Origin of the sequence: Bradyrhizobium erythrophlei, assembly GCF_900142985.1 — a bacterium.
In the GTDB taxonomy this organism is placed as follows: Bacteria; Pseudomonadota; Alphaproteobacteria; order Rhizobiales; family Xanthobacteraceae; genus Bradyrhizobium; species Bradyrhizobium erythrophlei_B.
This window is the reverse complement of the sequence record NZ_LT670849.1, coordinates 6411064-6435396: the sequence shown is the minus strand read 5'-3', so window position 1 is coordinate 6435396 and position 24333 is coordinate 6411064. Positions and strand designations below refer to the sequence as shown.

Sequence of the window (24333 nt, the reverse complement as noted above, 5' to 3'; positions counted from 1 at the left end):
AGCGCTAGTTCTTCTTCAGGAGGTCGCGAATTTCGGTCAGCAGCACGACTTCCGCGGAAGGTTTCGGCGGTTCGGCGGGAGCGGCCGCTTCCTTGTGCTTGAGCTGGTTCATCATGCGGATCACCATGAACAGCACGAAGGCGACGACGATGAAATTCACCGTCAATGTGAGGAAGCTGCCGTAGGCCAGGACCGCGCCCTGCTTCTTCGCATCGGCAAGGTTCGTTGCTGTGACGTTTTTCGACAGCGCCAGGAAGTAATTGTTAAAATCCAGGCTGCCAAAGGCGCCGACGATCGGCATGATGATGTCGGCGACCAGCGAAGTGACGATAGCGCCGAAGGCAGCGCCAATAATCACGGCGACCGCAAGGTCGACGACGTTGCCCTTCATGGCGAAGTCGCGAAAATCCTTCAGCATTTGCAGGCCCCCTCAATCAAGCAGCCTATCGGCCGCACCACCAAAAATCAGTTGATCAATCCGGCATGCACCATCGCGTTGCGAACCGCGATGCGCGTCGGCTCCGATACCGGCACCATCGGCAGACGCAGCTTCTCCTCCATCTTGCCGAGCAGCGACAGCGCATACTTGACCGGCGCCGGATTACTTTCGATGAAGAGGTTGGTGTGGAGCGGCATCAGCTTGTCATGGAGCTTCAGCGCCGTCGTGTGATCGCCCTTCTGCCAGGCCTGGTGGAATTCCGAACACAGCCGCGGCGCGACGTTCGAGGTCACGGAAATGCAGCCGTGGCCGCCATGCGCCATATAGCCGATGATGGTCGCGTCCTCGCCCGAGAGCTGGTTGAAATCCTCGCCGAGCTGAGCCCGCTGCTGCGAGACCCGCACCATGCTGGCGGTCGCATCCTTGACGCCGGCGATGTTCTTGAGCTGGAACAGCCGCGCCATGGTGTCGACGCTCATGTCGATCACCGACCGCGGCGGGATGTTGTAGATGATGATCGGGATGCCGATGGCATCGTTGATCGCCTTGAAATGCTGGAACAGGCCTTCCTGGGTCGGCTTGTTGTAGTAGGGCGTCACCACCAGCACCGCATCGGCGCCCGCCTTCTCGGCGTGCTCGGCGAGTTCAATCGCTTCCTTGGTGGAGTTTGAACCGGCGCCAGCGATCACGGGAACCCGGCGGTCCGCCTCCTCGATGCACCATTCGACGACGCGCTTGTGCTCGTCATGGCTCAGCGTCGGACTTTCGCCCGTGGTTCCGACCGGCACGAGACCGTTGGTTCCCTCCGAGATCTGCCAGTTCACAAGCCCGCGAAACGCCGTTTCATCGACCGAGCCATTCTTGAAAGGCGTGACCAGGGCGGTGAAGGATCCGCGGAATTTCGTCTTCGCTGCCATGGGCTTCTCCCTAATCGGGAAACGGCCGGACCGCTCCCTCTTCAGCACTGAATTTAGCCATTCATAGCGGGTATGACGCTTTGACGAAAGGTCCGTAAACCGGCGCGCCGGGCAGCTCCCGGCCGCGATTTTGCCGTGGTGATGACGCAAACAACGGCCGAGTGGTCAGGATTTGACGTTCGCATCGCGAATCCGCTGCTAGCGGTTAACGAATGTCAAATCCACTCCACTGGCCCCGCGTACCGGGCGTTCTTTCCAAATATTCAATAAACTAGACCCTATTGCTGAGGTCTTTCGTGATTCGCCGCAGAGGAATGCCGTGATCCGATCTGCTCGCGCCGCCGCCCTGCGTTCGACAGCCATGGCAACCACCTTGGCGACGACGCTTGCGCTCATCATCGGTGCGCAGGCTGTCGCGAAAGAAACCGAGACCAAGAAAGAGACTGCCACCAAGCAAGCGACAACGAAGCAAGCGGCGGCCAAGCACAAGGTCCCGATGCCGAAGGCGCGCCCGATCGCGCGCAGCGTCGTGCCCAAGACCGAGAAGGCCGAGAAGACGGCAGACAAGGCCTCGCCCAAGACAACGCTTAAGCCGACGGTCGCTCCGGCAGCGTCCGCTGTGCCCAATGCGGCGATGGCGCCCGCAACACGCCAGCATGCGGCGCTGCCCCCCGCCGCTGCCCGCAAGCCGACGGTGCCGGCGGCGGTCGCCTCGACGTCCTCGACATCAACCTCCGACAAGGAAGCCCTGGAGAACGTCATCGACCTCGTGCGCAAGCACAAGCCGGCTGACGCGACGCAAGCGGAATCGGCAATCTCCGATCCCTTGGCAAGAAAGCTTGCGGAATGGATCGTATTGCGCAGCGACAACAACGATGCGTCGGTCGAGCGCTATCGTGCCTTCATATCAGCCAATCCAAGCTGGCCTTCGCAGACTTTCCTGCGGCGACGGATCGAGGCGGCGCTGTGGGACGATCACCGCGAGGATGCGACCGTCTGGTCGTGGTTCGAAAACGAGTCGCCGATCTCGGCCAAAGGCAAGTTCGCGCTGGCGCGCGTCATGATCGGACGCGGCGACAGGGCCAATGCGGAACGGCTGGTGCGGGAAGCCTGGCGTAATGATCCGATGTCGGAAGACACCGAGACCACGGCGCTCGATCTGTTTGGCGCGCTACTCTCGCCCGGCGATCAAAAAGCGAGGATGGACTACTTCCTCTATGGCAGCGAGCACGAGATCGCGCTGCGCGCCGCCAAGCGGCTCGGCAGCGGCCACGTCGCGCTGGCGAAGGCGCGTATCGCGGGCTTCCACAAGGCACCCAATACCCGCGCGCTGCTCGAAACCGTGCCGGGCGAATTACGCAACGACACCGGTTATGTCTTCAGCCGGATCCAGCTCCTGCGCCGCGAAGAAAAATTTGCCGAAGCGGCGCAATTGATGCTGAGCGCGCCGAAGGATCCCGGCCGGCTCTACAATCTGGATGAATGGTGGATCGAGCGCCGGCTGCTGGCGCGCAAGATGATCGATGTCGGCGAACGCCGCACCGCCTACCTGATCGCGCGCGACGCAGCCTTGCCCTCACGCGACATCTACAAGACCGAGCAGGAGTTCACCGCCGGCTGGATTGCGCTGCGCTTTCTCGAAGATCCCGCGACCGCAGCCCAGCATTTCGCACGCATCGGCGTCGGCAGCGTCAATCCGACGACGCTGGCGCGCGCCGGCTACTGGCAAGGCCGCGCGGCGGAAGCCGCCGGACGTTCGCAGGAAGCGCGCTCCGCCTATGCCTCGGCGGCGGAACAATCGACGAGCTATTATGGCCAATTGGCGCGCGCCAAGCTCGGCCTGCCCCAGATCGATCTGAACGGGGTGCCAAGCGCGCGCGGCCGCAGCGTCGAGCGGCTGGAGGTCGTGCGCGCTGTGCAACTGCTCTACGAACTCGGCGAGGGCGAAATCGCTATCCCGATCCTTGGCGACATGGGGGAAAACGGCGACGCCGATGCGCTGGTCGGATTGGGCGAACTGGCTGCGCGCTACAGCGATGCCCGCGGCATGCTGCTGATGGGCAAGGCCGCGCTCAATCGCGGGCTGCCTTTCGATTTCTACGCCTATCCGGTGACGGGCATTCCGCCGTTCAAATCGATCGGCCCCGATGTCGAGCAGAGCATCATCTACGCCATCGCGCGCCAGGAGAGCGCCTTCAATCCGGCCGTGGTCTCACCGGCGCAAGCCTACGGCCTGATGCAGGTGACGCCGGACGCCGGGAAATATGTCTGCAAGAAATACGGCGCCAATTTCGACCTCACTCGCCTCAAGACCGATTCCGTTTATAACGCGGCGCTCGGCGCAGCCGAGCTCGGCGGCCTGCTCGACGACTATCGCGGCTCCTACATCATGACGTTTGCGGCCTACAATGCCGGCCGCGGCAGCGTCAAAAAATGGATCGATCGTTACGGCGATCCACGCGACCCGAAGGTCGACGCCGTCGACTGGGTCGAACTCATCCCGTTCTCCGAAACGCGCAACTACGTGCAGCGGATCATGGAGAATTTGCAGGTCTATCGCACCCGCTTCGGCGGGGGGACGCGGCTGCAAATCGAGGCCGATCTGCATCGCGGCAACGTCGAATAGCGTTTCGCCCCGCCGGTTTTCCGGTCCCTGCCCTGAAACTGCGGAGTCCGTTTTTCGGGCCAGCGCCATGGCAGACGCGCCTCGACAAACCTCGCTCAAGACAGCCCCGGTCAAGAGAACCTGACTGCACAAGAAAAATCCCCCTTCCGGCATCGGCCGAAAGGGGGATTTTCAGATCAGGACGCTGTTGGCGTCGGTTACTTGTGGAGCATCGGCGCCTTCGCCGGCTCTTCCGGAGCCCAGAGGCGGTAGCTGAGTGTCGCGAGGACCGTCATGCCCTTTGGGGTGTTCGAGGTATCAACAGCGAACGGTCCGGCGACCCCTGGCGGAAGGATACCACCGGACGACTTCGCGTAGACTTCCTGCGTCGCCCACACCGACAAGCTCGCGGGGCCGAAGTTGTATTCGACGAGACCACCGACCGCGAACAACTGGAATCGCTGGGTATTGCCGGCCAGAGGATTGCCGCCGGGAGCCAAGCCGAGCGGATGCGTTGCGAGACAGGTGGCATCCGAGCACTTGTCGTTCGAGACCTGCGCGACGTAGTAGCCGACCGGGCCCAAGGTCCACTTGCCGATGGTCTTGGTGGCCGTGAAGTCGGCGTGGAAGACGTCACCCTGAGTATAATGGTCGATCTGGTTGGCGGTGTTGAACTCTTCGTACAGCGCGGCACTCAGGTTCCAGCCGTCCTTCAGATAAGACACGATCAACTCGGGCTGGAAGGTCCAGTACTTGTTGCCGAAGTTGGCAAAACCGTTGCAGCCCACCGCGGTAAGGCAGGTCCCGCCAACGGCGGGACCCGCGGCGCCCTGAACGGTGCCGGTCGGCGCAAAGATACCGAGACCCGTCTTGACCACGAAGCCGCTGGTTCCGAGCTTCCAGCTCAATTCCACCGGGACGAAATAGGTGTTGTGGACGCCGCTAAACATGTCGATCTGCGTTGGCGTCAATGATAGCGGCTGACCGATGCTCACCATGCCAAAGGGCTGCGCGAGAACTGCATCGTAGGTGGCGCCGAGGAAGGTCCAGCCCGGAACGAAGACGAAGCCCTGAACGTCAACCGCCGTCTGCACACCGTTCTTGTTGCCGATGCTGCTCGTGACAGGTCCAGACACATTTTGCTGAGTGGTCCAGACCTGATCGAACATATAGATGCCCGGCGGCGGAACGCCGGCGCTGGCGCCGATGAAGATGCCCGGCTTCTGCTGGAACTGAATGCCGCCTTCATAGGCGCTGGCCGGCGAGAACGCGAAAGCGGCCATGCCCGCCGCCGCCAAAAGTGCCCTGATGTTCGATTTCATGTGTCCCCTCGTCGTGTCAAACGCAAAACCACCCCAGGCCGCCGGCTTTTTACTTGTCTGCTCGTCATCGGAAGTGATCCGAACGCGACGAATCCGGCGTGCCTATTTCTTGCTCCGAGCGTCGCCGCTCGCAGGCCAAAAGGCAATTTAAACTTGGCCGATGACTCTTCGTCACAGACATATTTCCGGGCGGTGTTGCAAAATATGCACACACAAGCCCGCGACAGACAAATCGGTAACAAACTGATTTTACTAATGTTTTTCGTCTATTCATCAGCGGTAAATGCGTAATTCAAAATTCCTCGACGTGAAATTTTCGACGTAACGTTGTGCACGTTGTAGCGCTTCAACGTCTGATTCCGGACCGCCTTACGCGAGGGCAACAACAGCCCAGCAAGCGCGCAGTTTACCGATTTCGTATCAACGAGGTTGCAGGAGCAGCGCCTGCCAACGTAGGTAATCGACTGCGATCAAGCAGCGGCTGCAGGCAAGCACCACGGGAGGATCAATTGCGTTTTTCAGTGTTTGCGTTCGCGTTGGCAGCGGTTGCGATCTCTTTCAACGATGCGTCGGCTGCGGATCAAGCCGATCTCGATCGTTGCAAGTTCGCCGGCCAACTCAACAAGGCGGACGAGGGAATCGCAGCCTGCGACCGGGTCGTCAGCGATTCCAAGATGTCGTCGCAGGATCGCGCCAGCGCCTTGAGCAGCCGCTGCGGATGGTGGTGGGCCAAGAATGATTCCGATCGGGCTTTGACCGATTGCAACGAATCCATCCGCATCTACCGCAATTTCGCGGCCGCGTATCTCAATCGCGGCAATGTCTACCTAATCAAATCCGATTCTGAACATGCGCTCGCCGACTTCAACGAAGCGCTTCGGCTCGATCCGAAAAACGCGTGGGGTTTCGCCACGCGCGGCAATCTCTACAAGAACAAGGGCGACCTCGATCGCGCGCTCGCTGATCTCGATGAAGCCATCCGGCTCGATCCCGGCTATGCGCTTGCCTACTTCTCGCGCGGCGAACTTTACAAGAGCAAGGGCGATGTCCGCCGCGCGATATCCGACATGAACGACACCCTGTGGCTCGACCCCAATTACGCGGTCGCTTACTTCGTCCGCGGCCAGCTATCTTATCTGCTCGGCAATGCGCCCGCGGCGCTGGAAGACTTTACCAAGGCCATTAAGCTCGACGCCGATGAAGCATCGCCCTACTTCAACCGCGGCGTCGCCTATTTCGTCATCGGAGGCCGCAACCCGGACGCGCTCGCCGACTTCACCAAGGCCGCCGAGCTCAGCCCGACCGATGCCTATACCGCGCTCTGGCGCGACCTCGCCGAACGGCGCAACAATTCGCCGACGCATCTGGCGGAAGCCGCCAAAAAACTCGACATGACGGTTTGGCCGGCGCCGGTGATCCGCCTCTTCCTCGGGCAGTCCAACATCGAACAAACCTATGGTGCGGCCTTCGACACCGATCCGAAGACGAAGGCCGCGCAGACCTGCGAGGCCAATTTTTACAGCGGTGAGATGGCGCTTCTGACCAAGAACAGGAAGGAGGCGCAGCGCCTGCTCAAGCTCGCGGCCGACGAGTGCCCGCCAGGCTTCATCGAATCGACCGCCGCCGTTGCCGAGATGATCCAGCTCAAGTGAGGCCCGCGAACGGGACCCGCGCCTGGAAGCCGTGAAACCTCGAAGCAATGAAGATCTGCGGTGGATGTCTTTACGATGGGCGCGGAAATGCGGGTGGCGGAAATAAAAAGGGGCGAAAGAGCTGAGCAGGTTCCCCCATACCCCCCAGGATATGTCCCCCGGGAACACTGCTCAGCTGCTTAGCGCCCTCGCCTCTCCCGCATGAAAGCGGGAATTCCTGCGAACCCCAAGAACGGACGACCTCGGGTGCCCCCCTCCGTCGCGGCTCGGAGGATTACCGAAGCTTCATGCACACGCAACATAAAGACGGCTGAACCGAAGCTTTGGGATCGATGTTTCTCGAAGCTGTTGCACAAAAGGCACGCACGCCTTAATGGGCATTGCCGAGGGGATGCCGCGCTTTTCGCATCTGAGACCGCTGCCAAATCTGCGGCTTGCGGCTCAGCCCAGTGTCGGGCATATCCGCCTTGTTGGAGCTGTGGCCGAGTGGCTGAAGGCGGCGGTTTGCTAAACCGTTATAGGCTTGTAAAGGCCTATCGAGGGTTCGAATCCCTCCGGCTCCGCCAGTTCATCGTCTTAAGCAACTGATTTACAAAAGCCTTTACCGAGAGATGCGAGCACCACCTCCGGCTCTACCTCCGAAGCTCCTGCCAGTCATCGACAAGCGAAAGCAGGTAGCTCGCCAAGCCGATGAGCTGTGCAGCTGCGGTCCGCGAAATCGCCACATCACGGTGGCTCGCGGGATTTCTGCCGTGGCCGATCGCACCGGAGAACAACTCCATCACTGCCTGGCGCTCGCCGGCCGGCGTGCTCATATCCGCGAGCGGGCCGGTCTCCGGATTGTAGGCGGTCCTCATAAGCTTCTGACCGACGAGCTCGTCGGGAAGGCTCGCAGCTTCGCGAACGTAAACCTCGACGATCTTGAAAGCCTGCACGACAGCGACGTCATAGTCGCCGCGAATGAACATCGGTCGCACCTTGCCGACCAGATTCGGATGCAGCACCGCCACGGGGAGAATGTTGCCCTGGCGATAAGCGTCCACGTCGATTCTGGATTTTAGCGAGGCGCCTTTTCGAGTGAGGCAAAACCAGCCGTTGGAGTCTGGCTTGGCCATTACCAAGCCCTCGTTCCCCAGCCATTGCCACGCCTCGGCGATGGCTCGATTGACGTCCTCCTTGCGGTGGATCGGGAAGCTGGTTGCGTTCGCGTTCCAGATCGGCATCACGAAATCGGATTGAGTGAATGCCGGATTTGGACCTCGTACCCGGTGCATCAGATCGAGCAGGATCATGCCGAGATCCTCGGGCGCGAGCGAACCCAGGGCGTCGGCGTCAGGTAAATAATCGATCAAGCCAGGCATCGGTTAGAACCTCCAGCTATTCCGCTCGAACTCGTCAAACGCCGGGCCCGAGCGACCGCGGCCAAACGGGGGCCTCAACATCAAAGGCGTTTCCCGAGCGCCGGCATCGGAAACGGCTTCGGCGGGTGCCTAATCTCGTCTGCCAACTCCATGTAGGGAACGAGCCCGACGCGCGCGCTGTGAACATCTTCGGTGAGCTTGTCGATCTCGCCCAGGTGCAGACGCTTGCCAACGATGCCGATCGTCCAGGTGTTACCCTTCCGCCGTGTGAACCCGATTCCATAGGTCCGAAGATCGACCACACTGCCGGCGGGGACACCGGAAATCGAATCGTCACCAGCACGTCCTAGCGCGGCGTGAACCATCTGGTTGCGTCGTCTGTACAGCCGTCGGATTTTTTTGAGCCGCACGGCGAGCTCCTCGCGGGCCTGGTCAGGCCAGGATGCGGGCGCGACCTCAATAAACTTCTTGCACCAGCCACTGTTGGTGCGGATCCCAATTTCCCTCTCCGTCTTTCCGACGATGCGGCACACGACGGCGGTTATCGCCATTTCTAGAGTGCCGACCGCGAGCGTGAGCGCGCCCATCTTTGCAACGAGATGATCCCATTCGTCGGGGGCAGGCGGTTTTGGGGGCATTGACAGCTACCGTCGCAGCATTCGCCGATCCTCGGGTGCGAGCGAGACCAAGGCATCGGCGTCGGGCAAATAGTCGATTAAGCCAGGCATCGATCAGAACCTCCAACCATTCCGCTCGAACTCGTCAACCGCCGCGCTCAAAAGTTCGCTCGCAGATGTGAAGCCGACCATCTCGTTCGCAGCAACCGCGACGCCCATCAACGCACGGCACGCATGGAGAACGGTGTCGAGCTGCTCTGATGGAGATGTGTTCGGCACAATGCTTAACGTCAGCTCGCCTTCCTCGCGTGAAAGATGCTTGCCGAGGGCAGTGACCGAACAATGTACCCCGTCCAGCGAAAAGCGCAGGTACTCGACGTAAGCGAGCTCAACGACTCCGGCTGACGCGACCTCGGCAGCCTTCAACGTTTTTTGCCCCTTCGATTGGCCGCTGAGCTTTCTCACGATATTCCTGAGCTGCAAGGCGCCGTCAGAGGCAATGTCGCCGCCGTGCTTGCGCGTGAGATCGAGCGTCACCTGCGCCAGTACTTTTTGATTGTGCCGCTCTTCCTCAATCATCTCCTTTACGAACTCCGCACGCTTTTCACGGAGGGAGCCGATCCAGAGCAGGTTTTCGTTGAGCAGGCGAACCATCGCGCGAGCCTCGCTCGGCTGGTCCTGTTGCGCCAACCGAACCGAAGCCCGGAAGTTAGAGATGCTCCTACACAACAACGAAAGCGCTACAATCTTTGGATCGCGCGCGCCCTGCGCGTTCAGATTGATATGACAGGCGCCGACGACTGCGATCGAAGCGTCGAGAAGCTTCTGAGCGTACGCTACCGACTTCGCGAACTCGGGATCGCGAGGTTCGCTCTGCCTTGGCATGAGGGCCAAGATCGATTTATCGATCAAGGCGCGAACGGCCTGCGAACGGCCGTGAACGCGGCCGCCTCGTGCCCAATCCTCGATACGCTTCAACAGATCCGCGGGAAGTCTAATCCCAACGAATTCCGTGGCATCGAGTGTTTTAGGTCGCCCTACTTTTCGTTTGCGGATTTTCTGCTTTGACCTTTTCATAATTTTGTTTAACATAATTATGCGCCACAAAAAAAGGGCAGTTTAGCCAGCAGACACAGTCATGAATCTCACGGCCGTCAAAAACAGCTGCCAACGAGCGGCTGTTCCGCGACAAGAAACATGTCGCAACTGGCGCGAAGAAACAATTCGAAGCGGTCAAGAACGGCTAAGGGATCGCCGCCTTGCAGTTCTTCGCGGATACTCGCTCGCGGCAGTGATTTACCCTAAGTGAGCACGGGCGAGGAAGACGCTGCTATCCACACCTATTTGCCCTAGGAAGTTCGTCGAAAGCGTGAAAGGCACGCATCGATGATCGCCCACCGGATGTACGTGAACGATCCCAACCCCGGGCTGGGGTTTTCGTTTGGATAGCTGGCTGTTGGCTTTGCTCAGGCCGCCCGCTTTTTGTGGGGCGACCTCACCTTCTTCGGCTTCGCCGGGACTTCCGTGGCATCCTCCCGAGCGCCAAGCAGCGCGCCCAAGATCGACCTTTGCGCCGCGAGCCAATGGTGATCGGCCCGTCCTTCTTCGCAACCACTCTCGATCCAAAGGCGATAGGCGCGCTCGCGAATAGCCTGTTCTAGGTCGTGCATGATGATCCTCCATTAAGAGTTGGATGAAGCCACCAGAACGTCTCGCCCCTAGTGAGAAAGCCGGCGGGCACTACGCCGCGGGCTTACTCCGAGCGACTGCCGGCCCGGCTGTCCGGTTCCGTCGCTTCGTGAGGAGAAGCATCAGCTTAGTTGGTTAACGATTGGTTAATTCAAGATTCGCGCAATTTGTCGCCACCCTGGGCCGACCGCGCGTCTACCTACCCAAATGCGCGAACATGCTGCCGTGATCGATTGAAAGATCATGCGCCCGTCACCCGCCAGATGACGTCACCGACATCGTCAGCCACCAGCAGCGAGCGATCGGGCCCGAGCGTGACACCGACCGGCCGCCCGTAGGACTCGCGTTCGTCGGGTGCGAGGAAGCCAGAAAGGATGTCCCGTGCCGGGCCGGAAGGCCGGCCATTCTCGAACGGCACGAACACAACCTTGTAGCCACTCAACGTGCTGCGATTCCAGGAGCCGTGCTGGCCAATCGCCATCCCGTCCGGAAATCCCGGAAGCGTGCCTGCGGGTACCCAGCACAGGCCGAGCGAAGCGGTGTGACCGCCGAGCGCATAATCTGGCCTGATCGCCTTGGCGACCATGGCAGGATCCTGCGGCACGCGATCGTCCACGGTCTGCCCCCAATAACAATATGGCCAGCCGTAGAAGCCGCCGTCGCGGACCGAAGTCAGATAATCCGGCGGCGTCTCGTCGCCGAGGCCATCGCGCTCGTTGACGACGGTCCAGAGCACCCCGGTGGTCGGCTCCCACGCCAGACCGACAGCGTTGCGCAAGCCGCTCGCGAAGATGCGGCTCGAACCGTTTGCCAGATCCAGTTCGTAGATCGCCGCTCTGCCCGCTTCGACCTCCATGCCTTCGTCGGCGATGTTGGTAAGCGAGCCGACGCCGGCATAAAGCTTCCTTCCGTCAGGGCTCGGCAGCAGGCTCCGTGTCCAGTGGCCGCCCGGCTTGAAGGTGACGAGTTTGCGCCCCGTCGCGGTGATGCGGTCGGTCCCCGACGCGTAAGGAAACGCGACGACGCCATCCGTGTTGCCGACGTAGAAGGTGTCGCCGATCAACGCCATGCCGAAGGGTTGGCTGAGGCCTTCCATGAACGCCCAGCGCTTTTCGGCGATCCCGTCGCCGTCGAGATCGCGCAACAGCGTAATGCGATTGGCGCTGACGCCGAGCGCATTGGCGCGCCGCATCGTCGCCTGCATCGCGTAATGGAACACGCTCCGAGCCGGACTTGCGACCTGTGTCGACTCGGCGACCAGCACGTCGCCATTGGGTAGTACGTCGATCCAGCGCGGATGGTCTAATCCGGCCGCAAATGCATTGACCTTGAGCCCGGCCGCTGCGACCGGCTTCTCCCCTTGTCGCCAGCCCCTTGCCGTCGGCATCTTGAGCGTCGGAAGCGCACCTTGTGGCTTCGCCGTCGGGATCATCGGCGAGCTGCCCCAGGCGGCCTGGGGCTGATCACCTTGCAGCCGCCGCCATTGGAGCGCGCCCGCGCCGACCAGCGCGACCACGCGCGCAAAAATGCTGGACATGCTCATGACAATTGCCTGCTCAACCTGACCGTATCCGAGGCCGCGCACCATAAATGATGCGGAGCAAATTGCCAGATCGGCCAATTCGACGCCGCCGGCGGGCAGTTCACGACTTCACACGCTCCCGCGATTGCAGGAGCCCGCGGCATAAATCGTTATGCGTGGCCTTTGGCCGGCAACCACAAGGACAACACGCCGCCAACCGCCAGCAGCGCGACGTTACAGGCGAGCGCGACAACAAACGCGTGAGCGTGGGCCGTGAGCCCCTGCCCGTTTCCGAGCACGCTGAAGAAAACGCCGCCGATGACGGCGACACCGAGCGCTGCCCCGATCTGGAAGGTCGAGATGACGATACCCGAGGCAAGCCCGGCGTGACGCGGGTCGATGCCGCCGATCACGGCCTTGATCACGGACGGCATCACGATGCCGAAACCGACGCCCGCCACGACCAACGCGGCGCCAAGATAGCCGGCCAATGGTCCCATGACGGCGAGCGCCACCGATCCAAAGCCGAACACCTGGACAGCAAAACCCAACGTCAGGGCGCGTGGGCCGAGCCGCTGCATGATGCCGGCCGCGGCAAATGAAGCCGCGAAATATCCAACGCCGAACGGCAGCGTTCGCAATCCGGCACCCAGCGGCGTCAGATGCAACCCGCCTTGCAGATAGACCGAGAACGTCAGGTAGAAGGACGACAGCGTGTAGAAGATGAGCGCCATTGCCACCCCGATCGCAAAGCCCGGCTCACGGAACAGCGACATATCGACGAGCGGCGATCCTCCCCGCAACGCCACCCGCCGTTCAAACCCGACGAAGGCGAACAGCGCGAACGGCGCCAGCACAAGCATCACGATCATCCACGCCGGCCATCCGCTCTCGCGTCCTTCGACCAGCGGATAAACCAGAAGACCGAGCGTCACCGACAACAGCGCCACGCCGCCGATGTCGAGCCGCTGCGCGTGATCGGCGCGGGAGTCGCCAAGAAACAACAGGCTTCCAACCAGTGCGGCAAGCCCGATCGGAATGTTGATCAGGAAAATCGCCTGCCAAGTGAACCCGAACGGATGCGCCGACACCAGCACGCCGCCGAGAATCTGGCCCACGATATTGGCGAGCCCGAAGGTCGCGCCGTAGAGCCCCAGCGCCTTGCCCTGCTCGGCCGGCGGAAACAGCACCCGGATCGAGGCCAGCACCTGCGGCGCCATCACGGTTGCGGTCAGTCCCTGCAGGACGCGGCCGGCAATGAGCACACCGGGCGACCACGCCGTGCCGCACAGGATCGAGGCCAGCGTGAAGCCGATGACGCCGAGCATGAACATCTGTCTGCGGCCGAGCCAGTCGCCAAGCCGTCCGCCGGTGATGAGCAGCACCGCATAAGTCGCGGCATAAGCCGAAATGACGAATTGTACTTCGCTCGATGTCGCCCCGAGATTTTGCCGTATCGCAGGCAACGCCAGATTGACCACGTTGAAATCGAGGATCGGCAGGAAGGCGCCGATCAACAACACCGGCAACGCAAACCAGCGGCGCGGATCGCCCTCTTCAACAATCGTTCGCCGCGCCAATGCCGTGGCATCAGCGCCCGCTTCGACACTCATGATGTGCTCCTGATCGGCGGCCAAAATCGCCGCCTGCGACGTCCGATGTAGCTTTGGATTTGAAATAACAAATTGGGATGTGTATCTATATTTGAGATAACACCTGGATATGAATTCCCATGACGATCCTCGACGTCGAATCCGTGCAAGCATTTGTTTTGGTAGCCGATTTTCAGAGCTTCACACGCGCTGCCGCAGCCCTCGACACCTCGCAAGCTGCGATCAGCATGAAGCTGAAACGCCTGGAGGACCGGCTCGGCGAGAAGCTGATCGAGCGAACGCCACGGCTGGTTCGGCTCTCCGCGCGCGGCGCCTCGTTTCTCAGTGTTGCGCGCGACTTCCTCGCCGCGCATGAGCGCGCGGTCGCCGGACTTTCGACGACATCGCGCCGCTTCACGCTCGGGATCGCCGATCAAGTGGCCGGGCCCGAACTTCCCGTCCTGCTCGCCCGCCTCGGTGCGCATGATCCCGCGCTGTTGATCGAGGTTCAGTTGGGGACATCGCGCGATCTGCTCGATGGGTTCGATCGTGGCACGATCGATGCGGCAATCGTTCGCAAGGAAGACGATCGCCGCGACGGCGAAGTCCTGAGCGAGGAACGCTTCAGCTGGTTCGCCGCGCCGGAGTTCGCGCATCGCAAGGGCGAACCGCTGCGGCTGGCCTCGCTCTCGGCGTCGTGCGGCGTTCGCAATGCGGCCACTCGCGTGCTGGATGCAGCCCACGTGGAATGGATCGAGGTCTTCCTGGGTGGTGGGATGGCGGCCGTCATCGCCGCGGTTTCGGCCGGCATTGCGGTCGGCGCGCTGGCGCATCGCGTCGCGCCGGCTGGCGTCATCGAGGTCGGCGAAAAGCTCGGCCTGCCGCAGCTTCCACTTTCCGAAATCGTGCTGCATTCAAATCTGTCGGATGCGAGATCGCGGAGCGCGTTGCGGACGCTCACGGCAGCATTCCGTGAGCATCGCGCACAGGGCTCGATCAAGACAGCGGTTCGGCCGAGATCGATACGCCGATAGATCACCAGCCCGCATATTCCAGCTCTGCAAGGTCGGCGAGCAGCCCCCGCTCCTTCGGCTGCCATTGCAGGCGCTGTCGCGTCAGCGCGCTGGAGGCCGGCGCATCGAAACCGGCAAACACCGCAAGCCAACCGAAGTGATCCTTGGCCTCGTCCGGGCTGATCGACCTGACCGGCAGCTTCAACTGCCGCCCCAGGACTTCGGCGATATCGCGAAACGAGACGCCCTCTTCCGCAACCGCGTGATAGGTGGCGCCGGGTTCTGCCTTCTCCAGCGCCAGCCGGTAAAGGCGGGCGGTGTCGAGAATATGCGCCGACGGCCAGCGGTTCTGTCCGTCGCCCACATAGGGACACACGCCTTTTTCAAGCGCGATGCCGATCGCGAACGTAACAAGGCCCTGCCGGGCTCTGTCGTGAACCTGGGGAAGGCGCACCACGGAAACGTTGACGCCTTTCGCCGCCGCCGCACGTGCGGCCTCTTCCGACGCCGCGCGCGGATGCGCCTCGGAGTTGATGGCTTCATCCTCTTCGCTGGCGAGCCGGCCTGGCGCGCTATTGGCGATCAAGGTGCCGGAGGTGACGATCAGCGGCCGGCCGGAGCCTTCCAGCACCGAGCCGAGCGCCGCGATGACGCGCCGATCGTCTTCGCAGTTCTCGACGAATTTCGAGAAGTCGTGGTTGAACGCAAGGTGAATGACGCCATCGGCTCTCGCGGCGGCGCGCTTCACACCGTCGAGATCCTGAATCGATCCCATCACGACCTCGGCGCCGGCGGCCGCGAGCGCTTTCGCTTTCTCCGGCGAACGCGCCAGTCCCGACACCTGATGGCCGGCTGCGATCAACTCCTTGGTGACGGTCAAGCCGATGAATCCGGTCGCGCCAGTAACGAACACATGCATGATCAAGTCTCCTTGCTTGGTGGAGACAGATGTCGGTCTTCGGTGTATCCTGGTAAAGTAGTGACGTTATCGTAGTATAATGGCTAACAGGATGAGCGAGACCGTCGCCAACGACAGCCTGCTCGGGACCTATCTGCGAACGCGCCGGGCCAAACTCGACCCGGTCGCGCTGGGATTTTCGTCGCAGCGCCGCCGCACGCCGGGACTGCGCCGCGAGGAAGTGGCGCAGCGCGCCAATATCAGTCCGACCTGGTACACATGGCTTGAGCAAGGACGCGGCGGTTCGCCGTCGGCCGATGTGCTCGACCGGATCGCGCGCGCACTGATGCTGACCGAACTCGAGCGCGAACATCTCTTCCTGCTCGGCCTCGGTCATCCGCCCGAAGCGCATTACAAGAAGGACGACGGCGTCACGCCGCGGCTGCAACGCGTGCTCGATGCGCTGGAGCCGAGCCCTGGCCTGATCAGAACTGCAACCTGGGACGTCGTCGCCTGGAATCGTGCGGTGGCCGTGATGCTGACTGATTACGGCGCGATGCCGCCGGAACAACGCAATATCCTGCGCTTCATCTTCCTCGATCCCAGTGCACGCGACGCGCAGTATGAATGGGAGAGCGTCGCCGAATTCGTTCTGGGGGCGTTCAGGATCGACGTCGCGCGAGCGGGCGCGGCGGCAGAGATGGAGCTGCTGGTCGACGAGATGTGCCGGCTAAGCCCGGAGTTCAAGGCGATGTGGCGCGACAACGAGGTCCGCCATCACGGCGAACGCGTCAAGCACATCAAACATCCCGTTCTTGGCAAGGTCACGTTCGAATATTCGGCCTTCGCCGTCGATGGACGGCCGGATCTCAGCCTCGTCGTCTATCACCCGACCACGCCGGAGCTTCGCGACCAGATCGCCGCGCTGCTTGACAAAGGTGAAGCCACGTCGCGGTAGCCGGAAAATAGGAAAGCAGATCTTTCCTATCTCCTTGATCCCGCCAAACGCCGTCAGGCAATCAATGAGCCTTCATCCAGTCGCGGGCTTCGCGCTGGGCGGCGGCGATTTCCACGTTCGACATCAGTTCGGCAACCTCGCGGCGCATCTGAACCGCGTCGTTGCGGCCCTTGAGGGCAGCCAGGTTGAACCATTTGTGCGCGGCGATCAGGTTGACGACGCCGGAGCGGCCGCTCGACCAGTAAAGCCCACGCTCGAACAGCACATCCGGAATGGCGGTCGCCGTGACCGGAATGGCCAGATCCAGATCGATAGAACCCTGAAACATTGTAGTCTCCCCATTTTTTGTTGAGTACCGCGCGTGTTTTCCGCGCGCGGCCCCTGTCCAGTTTGTTTTCCCCATTGCGCTTGGATTGCGCGTCGCCGTTGACCGGCTTGTGGGGGCGATCATGACCGCTCAAATTTGAAGGACAGTTTAAAGGTCGGGATGAATCGGGCGTAAACGGTTTGCCGGCCGCTGCCACAGCAAAACGCGCGAAGTGCCCGCTTTATGCGGGTTTCTCGTCTATTTGAGAAATCGGTTTACCCTGTCGTTTCGCGCGCCAGTAACCATTGCCGCAACGGACCAACTCACCGTCGCGCCGGCCGACGGGACAGCCCTGGCCTGCCCCCGCGCACAAAGCCGGTTGCCGGTTACGGCCGATCAAGCTGGAATAGATGTTGGGAATAGCTAGCCGGGCTCAGGGCACACCGGCTCGGAACGAGGGCGTCGGCGAACACGTCAGGACCAGATTTCAGAGACCTTGAGGCATTCGCGCCCTCGGGCCGGTGAAATTTGCGAACCACGATAAGGATCCGCACCGAACGAAGAAAACCTGTTTCTTCTGCCGGACCGCCCTTTAGCAGGAGCAAGCTCCCCTAAAATACGATCCAGCCGTTTGACCTGATGTCTCGCCGACACCCTCTTTCGTCGACAAGAGCCGCTCTTCAAATCCGCTTCTTTAAGGAAGCAACCGTCGAAGGCTCGTGTGACGTGCCGGCATCAAACCGCCGGCATCTTCTTAAAGGCGAGACTTACTTCTTCTTGGAGACCTTGCGGGTCTTCTTCGCAGTCTTCTTCACTGCGCTCTTCGCCTTCTTCGCTTTCTTCGCTTTCTTGGCCATGTTGCCCTCCAATGTGAGATGGCTTAATCGCTGCGTGCACTCGGGAATCGAGATGCACTACATCCCGAATACACCAACACAACGAAAAAAACAGCTTCCCGCTTAAGGAAGGGTTGACGCCTCGCGCCGCGTGCGCGCGATGCGCGAGCCGCGCAGCAACGCTCAAACACTCAAACGTTAACGCGCAAAATCCGAACGAGAAGCCGAAACGAAAATCAAAAATACGCACGAAACGCTGGTGTAGAAGTACTTTCTGTTTCTCGCGATATCGATCGCGCTCGCGCGTCAAACCGCGCGCGGCGCTCGAAAGTCCGCTCGGAGGCGAGTCGCACGGACTCCGAATCGGGATTTTGGCAACAAAAAAATTTTTTGCGGAAAGCGCGTTTACGGCCCGTCGTCGCTCGCCAAGCGTCGGATTCCGGCTCGATTCGATTGGGGCCGATTCGCGGCGACCTCACGCCAGGTAAGGCGCCGATCTCTGGACATCGTGAATGATCGGTGACCACGCGTGAACCGCGCACGCGTCGCGCGCGGTGTCGATGAGAGAACTCAGATGCCGAGTTTCGACTTCAGAAGATCGTTAACGGCTTGCGGGTTGGCCTTGCCGCCGGATGATTTCATCACCTGACCGACGAACCAGCCGAGCGCCTGCGGCTTGGCTTTGGCCTGCGCGACCTTGTCCGGATTGGCGGCGATGATCTCGTCGACCACCTTTTCGATCGCGGAGAGGTCAGTGACCTGCTTCATGCCGCGCGCTTCGACGATTCCGCGGGGGTCGCCGCCCTCTTGCCAGACGATCTCGAACAGATCCTTGGCGATCTTGCCGGAGATCGTGCCCTCGCCGATCAGGTCGACGATGCCGCCGAGTTGCGTGGCCGACACCGGCGAGGCGCCGATGGCGAGGCCTTCCTTGTTCAGCCGCCCGAACAGCTCATTGATCACCCAGTTGGCTGCTACTTTGCCGTCGCGCGGCTGGTTGGCGAGCTTCGTCAGCACCGTCTCGAAGAAGTCCGCGCTCTCGCGCTCCGCGACCAGCACGCTGGCGTCATAGGGTGAGAGCGAAAACTCGGCGATGAAGCGCGCTGTCTTCTGGTCCGGGAGTTCCGGCAGGTCCGCCTTCAATTCGGCGACGTAGGCGTCGGTGAATTCCAGCGGCAGCAGGTCGGGATCCGGGAAATAGCGGTAGTCGTGCGCCTCTTCCTTGGAGCGCATCGAACGCGTTTCGCCCTTGTTGGGATCGAACAGCCGCGTTTCCTGGTCGATGGCGCCGCCCTCCTCGATGATCTCGATCTGGCGGCGCGCCTCGTATTCGATCGCCTGCCCGATGAAGGTGATCGAGTTCATGTTCTTGATCTCGCAGCGGGTGCCGAGCGGCCCGCCTGGCTTGCGCACCGACACGTTAACGTCGGCGCGTAAGGACCCCTTCTCCATGTCGCCGTCACAGGTGCCGAGGTAGCGCAGGATCGAGCGCAGCTTGGTCACATAGGCCTTGGCCTGCTCCGCATCGCGGATGTCCGGTTTTGAAACAATCTCCATCAGCGCCACGCCGGAGCGGTTGAGATCGACGAACGACATGGTCGGCGACTGATCGTGCAGCGACTTGCCGGCATCTTGTTCCAGATGCAGCCGCTCGATGCCGATGGTGGCGGTCTTGCCGCCTTCGAGCTCGACCATCACCTCACCCTCGCCCACGATCGGCGACTTGTATTGGCTGATCTGATAGCCCTGAGGCAGGTCGGGATAGAAATAGTTCTTGCGGTCGAACACCGAACGCAGGTTGATCTGCGCGTTCAACCCCAAACCGGTGCGGATGGCCTGCTTGACGCATTGCTCGTTGATGACGGGCAACATGCCCGGCATCGCGGCATCGACCAGCGAGACGTGGGAATTGGGCTCGCCGCCGAATTCGGTCGAGGCGCCGGAGAACAGCTTGGCGTTCGAGGTGACCTGGGCATGGACCTCCATGCCGATCACGACTTCCCAGTCGCCGGTCGCGCCCTTGATCAGTTTGCCGTTCGTTGCCGTCATGCGTTTTAACTTTCGAGGGTGGAAGCGATGCGCTCCCACTCGCTTTCGAATGAATCCTTCGCCACCGGCTGACCGGCCTGGCGATACCAGTACCCGGCGTTGGAGAGATCGCCCTCGACGCGGTGCAGATAGGCATGCACCCAGGCGGAGTTGGCGTCGCTCTCGTCCTGCACGATCTTGTGCGCGGCGTCCCAATTGCCCTTGGCCGCCCACCACAACGCGGCGAGCGGCGGCGAGAGGCCGCCTTCGGGAGCTGCGTTAGCGAGCGTGGACCTCAGGGCCGCCATGACTACCACCATTTCGCCGGCATGAAGCGGCCGGCGGCCTGCTCGATCACCTCACCGAGCGAGAACAACGTCTCTTCGTCAAACGGACGCCCGATCAGTTGCAGGCCGAGCGGCAGACCCTGGCTGTCCTTGCCCGCGGGAACCCCGATGCCGGGCAGGCCCGCCATGTTCACCGTCACCGTGAAGATGTCGTTGAGGTACATCTCGACCGGATCGGCACCGCCCTTCTCGCCGACGCCGAAAGCCGCCGACGGCGTCGCCGGAGTGAGGATCGCGTTCACGCCCTTCGCGAAGCAATCCTCAAAGTCCTTCTTGATCAGCGTCCGCACCTTTTGCGCCCTTAAGTAATAGGCGTCGTAGTAGCCGGCCGAGAGCACATAGGTGCCGATCATCACGCGACGGCGCACCTCGGCGCCAAAGCCATCGGCGCGGGTGTTCTCATACATGTCGGAGATGGCGCGGCCCGGCACACGCAGGCCGTAGCGCACGCCGTCATAGCGCGCGAGGTTGGAAGAGGCTTCCGCCGGCGCGACAATGTAATAGGCCGGCAGCGCGTATTTGGTGTGCGGCAGCGACACCTCGACCAGTTCCGCGCCCGCCGCCTTCAGCCACGCCGCGCCTTCGCTCCAGAGCTTTTCGATCTCGCCCGGCATGCCGTCGAGGCGATATTCCTTGGGGATGCCGATCTTCATTCCCTTGACCGATGATCCGATCGCCTTTTCGTAGTCGGGCACGGCGACGTCGACCGAGGTCGTGTCCTTCGGGTCATGACCCGCCATCGAGCGCATCAGGATCGCGGTGTCGCGCACGGTGCGGCCGATCGGACCTGCCTGATCGAGCGAGGACGCGAAAGCGACGATGCCCCAGCGCGAGCAGCGCCCGTAGGTCGGCTTCATGCCGACGGTTGCGGTGAACGCGGCCGGCTGGCGGATCGATCCGCCGGTGTCGGTCGCGGTCGCGCCCATGCAGAGCAGCGCGGCAACGGCCGAAGCCGAACCACCGGACGAGCCGCCCGGCACCAGCGACGTATTGGAGCCTTCGCGCCGCCACGGATTGACGACGGGTCCGAAGCACGAGGTCTCGTTGGACGAGCCCATCGCGAATTCGTCGTTGTTGAGCTTGCCGAGCAGCACGGCACCGTCGCGCCATAGCTGCGAGGTGATCGTCGATTCATAGGTCGGCACGAAGTTGCCGAGAATTTTCGAGCAGGCGGTGGTTCTCACATCCTTGGTCGCGAACAGATCCTTGATGCCCAAGGGAATGCCCGCGAGCGGACCGCCCTCGCCCTTGGCGATGTTGCCGTCGGCGACCTTCGCCATGTCGCGCGCGCGGTCCGGTGTCTCCAGCACAAAGGCGTTGAGGACGCGCGCGGCCTCCATCGCCTTCAAATGCGCGTCGGTCAGTTCAAGCGAAGTGAAGGACTTCTTCGCGAGGCCATCTTTGGCCTCAGCGAGCGTCAGCGATGTCAGGTCGGTCATTTATTGTTGTTAACCGGGCTACAGAAGAAGGGAGACAATGTCTTGTCGTTGGCGGGATCATCGCGCTTCACCTCGCCGCGCGCCTGACTGGCGGCTTCGAGCGCATCGAGCACGGCGTCCATCGCCTTGTCGGGATCGGCGGCCTTGCCCTGCCGCTCCTGGGCGTCGAGATATTCCATGTAGGCGCGGTAGGCCTTTTCATCGTCACAGAGCATGCACATCGGATGACTCTTGTATTTGACTCTTTATTTGACGCGTTTTCTTCACGCGAACCGTACCCACTTCGCTCGAAAACGCTATGTTACTCGACGACTTTCGGTACCAGGAAAAAATGATCCTGGGTTTCGGGCGCGTTCTTGACGATGTCGTCGGCGATGCCGCCATCGTTGACCACATCGGCCCGCTTCTTCATCGCCATCGGCGTGACCGAGGTCATGGGCTCGACCCCGTCGACATTGACCTCTTCAAGCTGCTCGACGAACTTGAGCATGGCGTTCAATTCGCCCTGGAGGTGGGAGATCTCCGAATCCTTCACCCCGATCCGCGCCAGATGCGCGATACGGCGAACGGTGTCAGCATCGACCGACATTATATATGGCCTCGATTGCGGATTTTCAGGCTAGCGCCCTGCGTATAGCAGAGCCCGGTTTTGCGCCGCAACCGCCGCGGTACGACCGGGTTACCCCGCCATTTTGCTCAACCGCGCCAAGGCGCTACCGGCCAGGGCCCGGGTCAGCGCGGCCGCCGGCATGTCCCGCCCCAGCCGCACGGCCTGCCCGGCCCAAAGATTGGTGAAATCGAGCTTGCCCTGCTTTTCGGCAGCCGCCTTCAAGGGGGCCAAACTGGTCGCCGCATGGGGAAATTCCGGCGCGTCAGGCGAAATCGGGCCCAGTTCGCGCATGACCCGGTTCACCAGCCCCCGCGCCGGCCGGCCGGTCATGACATTGGTGATCACAGTGGAATCGTCCCGCCCTTGCGCCAGCAGGGTTCGCGCCGGCGCGGAAACCTTCGATTCCGGGCAACGCAGATACGCCGTCCCGATCTGCACCCCCGCCGCGCCCAGCGCAAAGGCAGCCGCAATTCCCCGCCCGTCGGCGATTCCGCCCGCCGCGATCACCGGCACATGCACGGCGTCGACCACCTGCGGCACCAGCGCGAAGGTGCCGGGCTGCTGGGTAATATCGTCGGTCAGGAACATGCCGCGATGGCCGCCAGCTTCGGCGCCTTGCGCGATGATCACGTCCGCCCCGCTTTCTTCAAGCCAGACCGCTTCCTTCACCGTCGTGGCCGAAGAAATGACCTTGCAGCCGGCCGCCTTGACCCGCGCCAGCAGACCTTTCTCGGGCAGACCAAAATGAAAGCTCACGATCTCGGGCTTGAGTTCCTCGACAACCTCACACATCGCGCCGTCAAACGGCGCACGGTTGGCAGCGTTCACCGGCGCCACGGGGTCAAGATCATGCTCCGTGTAGTACGACGCGAGCCGTTCTTTCCACGCGGCCTCGCGCGATGGGTCGGCTGAGACCAGCTTGTGGCAGAAGAAATTCATGTTCACCGGCGCCGACACCCGCTGACGGATGATTTGGACCTGCTCGCGCGCCTTCTCCGCCGAGAGCATCGCGCAAGGCAGCGAACCCAGCGCTCCGCCTTGCGCCGCCGCGATCACCAGATCAGCGTCCATCGCACCTGCCATCGGTGCCTGGACGATCGGAAATTCGGTCTTGAACAGATTCAGGATGCGGCGATCCGGCCACATAGGTGAGCCTCTTTTCTTGCTTGAGAAGAGTTTCCAGCGCAGCGTTGCGCCGGTTGGTAAATCTAAGAGTTGCGCCGGCCCGCGATAATCTGCTCGGCCTCGGTGATGATCCGCTCGACAATCGCGCCGGCTGGCGGAACGTCGTGGATCAGGCCAACGCCCTCGCCGGCAATGACGCTAGCTATATCAAAATTGCCGGTCTCGAGCGCGACGGCGTATTCGGCCACAACCACGTCCAGGTTCTGGATCAGTTCGACCTCCCGCCCCCTCCACTTGCGCGCGTGGTCGTTGATCAAAACGCGGCCGGTAAACGGCGACGGCCACCACCGGCGGCGCGAAAAATCGAAGATGGAGCTGCGAATGGTCTCGCCGCTATTCGCCTTGCAAATTCGCCGCTTGGCATCCTCGGCTCCGTCGCATTCGACGCTAGCATAAAACCGCGTGCCGAGCAGAACGCCGCTCGCACCCAACGCCATCATCGCAGCCAGCCCTCGCCCATCGGCAATGCCTCCGGCCGCGACGACCGGCACGCGGCCCGCCACCAGATCGACAATGGCGGGCACGATGTCGAGAGTCGTTCGAGACGCGCCGTGGCCCCCGGCCTCCGTGCCCTGCGCGATCAGAATATCGGCACCGGCATCGAGCGCTTGTTTCGCCATATCCTCGGTCTGGACCTGACAGATCAAGAGACAGCCGGCCGACTTGATGTGCGGCGCAAACGGTTTTGGGTCGCCGAACGAAAGCATGATCGCGCGCGGCTTTGCGTCCAGCGCGATGTCCAACACCTCCGGCTGCTTCGCCAGGCTCCAGGTGATGAAACCGATGCCGAAGGATGCTGTACATGCTTTCAGCTTTGCGGTTTCGCGCGCGAGCCAATCCTTCTCGCCATAACCGCCGCCTAAAATACCGAAGCCTCCGGCGTCACTAACCGCGGCGACCAACCGTGCGCCCGCAATGATGTCCATAGGCGCGGAAAGGATTGGGTGCTTGATGCCCAAAAGCGAAATCAGTGGCGTCGTGATCGGCATGATCGTC

General features: G+C 61.9%; 22 protein-coding genes and 1 tRNA gene. 5 read left to right on the top strand and 18 right to left on the bottom strand.

The genetic code is table 11. The features are described from left to right. Positions 1-4 precede the first annotated feature (4 nt). The gene (mscL, locus tag BUA38_RS30870; protein WP_072823981.1) at positions 5-418 is read right to left on the bottom strand and encodes a large conductance mechanosensitive channel protein MscL; all 414 of its coding nucleotides are present in this window, start codon (positions 416-418) and stop codon (positions 5-7) included. 47 nt (positions 419-465) lie between these two features. Continuing rightward, the gene (gene dapA, locus BUA38_RS30865; protein ID WP_072823979.1) at positions 466-1356 is read right to left on the bottom strand and encodes a 4-hydroxy-tetrahydrodipicolinate synthase; all 891 of its coding nucleotides are present in this window, start codon (positions 1354-1356) and stop codon (positions 466-468) included. A 319-nt stretch (positions 1357-1675) separates the two neighbouring features. Between dapA and BUA38_RS30860 the strand changes: the two genes are divergently transcribed. Beyond that, positions 1676-3982, top strand: coding sequence for a lytic transglycosylase domain-containing protein (locus tag BUA38_RS30860; protein WP_425304934.1), 2307 nt, complete (start codon positions 1676-1678; stop codon positions 3980-3982). Positions 3983-4179: 197 nt separating this feature from the next. Here the strand turns inward: BUA38_RS30860 and BUA38_RS30855 are convergent, their stop codons facing one another. Continuing rightward, the gene (locus BUA38_RS30855; protein WP_072823975.1) at positions 4180-5283 is read right to left on the bottom strand and encodes a SphA family protein; all 1104 of its coding nucleotides are present in this window, start codon (positions 5281-5283) and stop codon (positions 4180-4182) included. 509 nt (positions 5284-5792) lie between these two features. On the opposite strand from BUA38_RS30855, the gene BUA38_RS30850 reads away from it, so the two are divergent. Both BUA38_RS30850 and BUA38_RS30845 read left to right on the top strand, forming a co-directional pair. Continuing rightward, a complete protein-coding gene (locus tag BUA38_RS30850) occupies positions 5793-6935 on the top strand; it encodes a tetratricopeptide repeat protein (protein ID WP_156898813.1) in 1143 nt (380 codons plus the stop codon). 472 nt (positions 6936-7407) lie between these two features. Beyond that, positions 7408-7501: transfer RNA gene (locus tag BUA38_RS30845), tRNA-Ser, on the top strand. 66 nt (positions 7502-7567) lie between these two features. On the opposite strand, the gene BUA38_RS30840 is transcribed toward BUA38_RS30845, so the two are convergent. The 6 genes from BUA38_RS30840 to BUA38_RS30815 all read right to left on the bottom strand — a co-directional run bounded on the left by BUA38_RS30840 (position 7568) and on the right by BUA38_RS30815 (position 13737). Continuing rightward, entirely contained in the window at positions 7568-8296 is a 729-nt protein-coding gene (locus tag BUA38_RS30840) for a TIGR02391 family protein (protein ID WP_072823971.1), read from the bottom strand. An 80-nt stretch (positions 8297-8376) separates the two neighbouring features. Then, positions 8377-8934, bottom strand: a complete 558-nt coding sequence (locus tag BUA38_RS30835; RefSeq protein WP_156898812.1) for a hypothetical protein — start codon at positions 8932-8934, stop codon at positions 8377-8379. Between the two features lie 93 nt (positions 8935-9027). Further along, positions 9028-9891: a DUF5677 domain-containing protein gene (locus BUA38_RS30830; RefSeq protein WP_156898811.1), complete on the bottom strand. Its 864-nt coding sequence runs from the start codon at positions 9889-9891 to the stop codon at positions 9028-9030. A 488-nt stretch (positions 9892-10379) separates the two neighbouring features. Then, positions 10380-10583 (bottom strand): DUF2934 domain-containing protein, encoded by a 204-nt coding sequence (locus BUA38_RS30825; RefSeq protein WP_072823965.1) that lies wholly within the window; start codon positions 10581-10583, stop codon positions 10380-10382. Between the two features lie 260 nt (positions 10584-10843). Further along, positions 10844-12145, bottom strand: a complete 1302-nt coding sequence (locus tag BUA38_RS30820; protein WP_072826567.1) for a PQQ-dependent sugar dehydrogenase — start codon at positions 12143-12145, stop codon at positions 10844-10846. Positions 12146-12294: 149 nt separating this feature from the next. After that, positions 12295-13737: an MFS transporter gene (locus BUA38_RS30815; protein ID WP_083588117.1), complete on the bottom strand. Its 1443-nt coding sequence runs from the start codon at positions 13735-13737 to the stop codon at positions 12295-12297. A gap of 119 nt (positions 13738-13856) precedes the next feature. On the opposite strand from BUA38_RS30815, the gene BUA38_RS30810 reads away from it, so the two are divergent. Continuing rightward, complete coding sequence (locus BUA38_RS30810; protein WP_072823963.1) at positions 13857-14750, top strand: LysR family transcriptional regulator; 894 nt, start codon at positions 13857-13859, stop codon at positions 14748-14750. Between the two features lies 1 nt (position 14751). On the opposite strand, the gene BUA38_RS30805 is transcribed toward BUA38_RS30810, so the two are convergent. Next, positions 14752-15648, bottom strand: coding sequence for an SDR family oxidoreductase (locus BUA38_RS30805; RefSeq protein ID WP_072826565.1), 897 nt, complete (start codon positions 15646-15648; stop codon positions 14752-14754). 91 nt (positions 15649-15739) lie between these two features. Between BUA38_RS30805 and BUA38_RS30800 the strand changes: the two genes are divergently transcribed. Beyond that, complete coding sequence (locus BUA38_RS30800; protein ID WP_072823961.1) at positions 15740-16585, top strand: helix-turn-helix transcriptional regulator; 846 nt, start codon at positions 15740-15742, stop codon at positions 16583-16585. Positions 16586-16646: 61 nt separating this feature from the next. Here the strand turns inward: BUA38_RS30800 and BUA38_RS30795 are convergent, their stop codons facing one another. The 8 genes from BUA38_RS30795 to BUA38_RS30760 form a co-directional block, all read right to left on the bottom strand. Continuing rightward, positions 16647-16913 (bottom strand): hypothetical protein, encoded by a 267-nt coding sequence (locus BUA38_RS30795; RefSeq protein WP_072823959.1) that lies wholly within the window; start codon positions 16911-16913, stop codon positions 16647-16649. Between the two features lie 1385 nt (positions 16914-18298). Then, positions 18299-19777, bottom strand: a complete 1479-nt coding sequence (gatB, locus tag BUA38_RS30790) for an Asp-tRNA(Asn)/Glu-tRNA(Gln) amidotransferase subunit GatB (protein WP_072823957.1) — start codon at positions 19775-19777, stop codon at positions 18299-18301. A gap of 5 nt (positions 19778-19782) precedes the next feature. Next, on the bottom strand, positions 19783-20076 hold the full coding sequence (locus BUA38_RS30785; protein ID WP_072823955.1) for a hypothetical protein: 294 nt from the start codon (positions 20074-20076) through the stop codon (positions 19783-19785). After that, complete coding sequence (gatA, locus tag BUA38_RS30780) at positions 20067-21542, bottom strand: Asp-tRNA(Asn)/Glu-tRNA(Gln) amidotransferase subunit GatA (RefSeq protein ID WP_072823953.1); 1476 nt, start codon at positions 21540-21542, stop codon at positions 20067-20069. Before gatA ends, BUA38_RS30785 begins: the two co-directional genes overlap by 10 nt. Continuing rightward, the gene (locus BUA38_RS30775; RefSeq protein ID WP_072823951.1) at positions 21539-21763 is read right to left on the bottom strand and encodes a hypothetical protein; all 225 of its coding nucleotides are present in this window, start codon (positions 21761-21763) and stop codon (positions 21539-21541) included. The genes gatA and BUA38_RS30775 overlap by 4 nt, the downstream gene beginning before the upstream one ends. Positions 21764-21843: 80 nt before the next feature. Next, the gene (gene gatC / locus BUA38_RS30770) at positions 21844-22131 is read right to left on the bottom strand and encodes an Asp-tRNA(Asn)/Glu-tRNA(Gln) amidotransferase subunit GatC (protein WP_072823949.1); all 288 of its coding nucleotides are present in this window, start codon (positions 22129-22131) and stop codon (positions 21844-21846) included. 90 nt (positions 22132-22221) lie between these two features. Then, entirely contained in the window at positions 22222-23298 is a 1077-nt protein-coding gene (locus BUA38_RS30765) for an NAD(P)H-dependent flavin oxidoreductase (protein WP_072823947.1), read from the bottom strand. 62 nt (positions 23299-23360) lie between these two features. Next, positions 23361-24326: an NAD(P)H-dependent flavin oxidoreductase gene (locus BUA38_RS30760; RefSeq protein ID WP_072823945.1), complete on the bottom strand. Its 966-nt coding sequence runs from the start codon at positions 24324-24326 to the stop codon at positions 23361-23363. Positions 24327-24333: the final 7 nt, after the last annotated feature.

Bases quoted from the DNA above. Each gene is read 5' to 3' on its own strand.
- mscL (WP_072823981.1), bottom strand. From the start codon at position 418: ATGCTGAAGGATTTTCGCGACTTCGCCATGAAGGGCAACGTCGTCGAC.
- dapA (WP_072823979.1), bottom strand. From the start codon at position 1,356: ATGGCAGCGAAGACGAAATTCCGCGGATCCTTCACCGCCCTGGTCACG.
- BUA38_RS30855 (WP_072823975.1), bottom strand. From the start codon at position 5,283: ATGAAATCGAACATCAGGGCACTTTTGGCGGCGGCGGGCATGGCCGCT.
- BUA38_RS30840 (WP_072823971.1), bottom strand. From the start codon at position 8,296: ATGCCTGGCTTGATCGATTATTTACCTGACGCCGACGCCCTGGGTTCG.
- BUA38_RS30835 (WP_156898812.1), bottom strand. From the start codon at position 8,934: ATGCCCCCAAAACCGCCTGCCCCCGACGAATGGGATCATCTCGTTGCA.
- BUA38_RS30825 (WP_072823965.1), bottom strand. From the start codon at position 10,583: ATGCACGACCTAGAACAGGCTATTCGCGAGCGCGCCTATCGCCTTTGG.
- BUA38_RS30820 (WP_072826567.1), bottom strand. From the start codon at position 12,145: ATGAGCATGTCCAGCATTTTTGCGCGCGTGGTCGCGCTGGTCGGCGCG.
- BUA38_RS30815 (WP_083588117.1), bottom strand. From the start codon at position 13,737: ATGAGTGTCGAAGCGGGCGCTGATGCCACGGCATTGGCGCGGCGAACG.
- BUA38_RS30810 (WP_072823963.1), top strand. From the start codon at position 13,857: ATGACGATCCTCGACGTCGAATCCGTGCAAGCATTTGTTTTGGTAGCC.
- BUA38_RS30805 (WP_072826565.1), bottom strand. From the start codon at position 15,648: ATGCATGTGTTCGTTACTGGCGCGACCGGATTCATCGGCTTGACCGTC.
- BUA38_RS30800 (WP_072823961.1), top strand. From the start codon at position 15,740: ATGAGCGAGACCGTCGCCAACGACAGCCTGCTCGGGACCTATCTGCGA.
- BUA38_RS30795 (WP_072823959.1), bottom strand. From the start codon at position 16,913: ATGTTTCAGGGTTCTATCGATCTGGATCTGGCCATTCCGGTCACGGCG.
- gatB (WP_072823957.1), bottom strand. From the start codon at position 19,777: ATGACGGCAACGAACGGCAAACTGATCAAGGGCGCGACCGGCGACTGG.
- BUA38_RS30785 (WP_072823955.1), bottom strand. From the start codon at position 20,076: ATGGTGGTAGTCATGGCGGCCCTGAGGTCCACGCTCGCTAACGCAGCT.
- gatA (WP_072823953.1), bottom strand. From the start codon at position 21,542: ATGACCGACCTGACATCGCTGACGCTCGCTGAGGCCAAAGATGGCCTC.
- BUA38_RS30775 (WP_072823951.1), bottom strand. From the start codon at position 21,763: ATGTGCATGCTCTGTGACGATGAAAAGGCCTACCGCGCCTACATGGAA.
- gatC (WP_072823949.1), bottom strand. From the start codon at position 22,131: ATGTCGGTCGATGCTGACACCGTTCGCCGTATCGCGCATCTGGCGCGG.
- BUA38_RS30765 (WP_072823947.1), bottom strand. From the start codon at position 23,298: ATGTGGCCGGATCGCCGCATCCTGAATCTGTTCAAGACCGAATTTCCG.
- BUA38_RS30760 (WP_072823945.1), bottom strand. From the start codon at position 24,326: ATGCCGATCACGACGCCACTGATTTCGCTTTTGGGCATCAAGCACCCA.